Consider the following 1,358-nt stretch of genomic DNA (forward strand, 5'->3'; position numbering starts at 1 on the left):
CCTGGACCGAGACGGCCGAGACCGAGAACCACGAGCGGGTGTCCTGGCGCGTGGCCTGGGCAAGCACCGCATCGCGCGAGGCGCTGTCCACCGTCGCACCCTGCAGGTAGGCGGCCAGCACCCAGGGCGCACCACCATCGAGCGGCCACAGCACCGCGACATCGTTGCGGGCATCGACACCATTGCTGCCGGTCTTGTCGCCGACCCGCCAGCGTGGGCCGAGGCCGGCCCGCAGGCAGGTACCGCCGGTGCCGTTGTCGATCAGCCAGTCGGCAAACTGCCGGCGCGAAGTCGTCGACAACGCATCGCCGACCGCGAACCGGGCCATGCTGGCGGCCATCGCCGCCGGGCTGGTGGTGTCGCGCGGATCGTCCAGGGCGAATTCGTTCATGGACGGCTCGTAGCGGTCGCTGCGGGTCACCGTGTCCCCGTGCCCGTGCAGGAAGGCGGTGAGCGCGGCCGGGCCACCGACCAGCCCCAGCAGCAGGTTGGCGGCGGAGTTGTCGCTGGCCACCATCGCGGCCCGGCACAGGTCGCGCGCGGTCATGTCCTTGCCGACGTGCCGCCGGGTGAAGGGCGCGTGCGACAGCATGTCCTGTTCGCGCACGGCCAGGCGCCGGTCCAGCGACCACTGGCCGCGGTCGGCACCGGCAAGCACCGCCGCCGCCAGCGGCGCCTTGAAGGTGCTGCACATCGGGAAGCGCTCGTCCTGGCGATGGCCACGGGCGCGGCCGCTGACGGTATCCAGCAGGCTCACCCCGAGCCGGCCGCCGCTGGCCACCTCCAGTGCGGCGAAATCGCCGGCGTTGGCGATCGCGCCCGAACCGGGCGTACCGACCGCCACGCTGGCCTCCGTGGCCGGCGCCAGCAGCGGGGCGAACAGCGCGGAGCCGGCGGAAGTGGCACCAACTTGCAGGAAGCGGCGACGGGCGAGCATGGCATTCCTCCTTGGATGGAGCGCCGAGTATTGGAACCTGCGCCCACCGCCACCAGCGCAAGTTTTCAGGGGCAGCCATGAGCCGGATGCATGGCTCAGGCCCACAGGCGCAGGTTTCGCCCAGCGGCTAGCATTCCGCCATCAGTCCTGCTCAAGTCTCGCCATGTCCCGCCCGCCGCTGCCGCTCAACGCGCTGCGCGCCTTCGAGGCCGCCGCGCGCCACCAGAATTTCACCCGCGCGGCGCTGGAGCTGTATGTCAGCCAGGCCGCGCTCAGCCACCAGATCCGCGGCCTCGAGGAGCGGCTCGGGGTGCGCCTGTTCCACCGCCTGCCGCGCGGAGTAGCGCTGACCGAGGAAGGCGCGGCGCTGTATCCAGTGCTCAACGAGGCGCGTGCGACAGCATGTCCTGTTCGCGCACGG

General features: G+C 71.8%; 2 protein-coding genes. One reads left to right on the forward strand and one right to left on the reverse strand.

The window, feature by feature from the left end:
• Positions 1-937: class A beta-lactamase (gene bla / locus J7528_RS23385; protein WP_291879655.1), on the reverse strand; the 937-nt coding region annotated here is incomplete at its 3' end.
• A 163-nt stretch (positions 938-1,100) separates the two neighbouring features.
• Here bla and J7528_RS23390 point away from each other — a divergent pair.
• Positions 1,101-1,358: LysR family transcriptional regulator (locus J7528_RS23390; RefSeq protein WP_291879657.1), on the forward strand; the 258-nt coding region annotated here is incomplete at its 3' end.

The organism is Caulobacter sp., assembly GCF_017744445.1.
Taxonomy (GTDB): domain Bacteria; phylum Pseudomonadota; class Alphaproteobacteria; order Caulobacterales; family Caulobacteraceae; genus Caulobacter.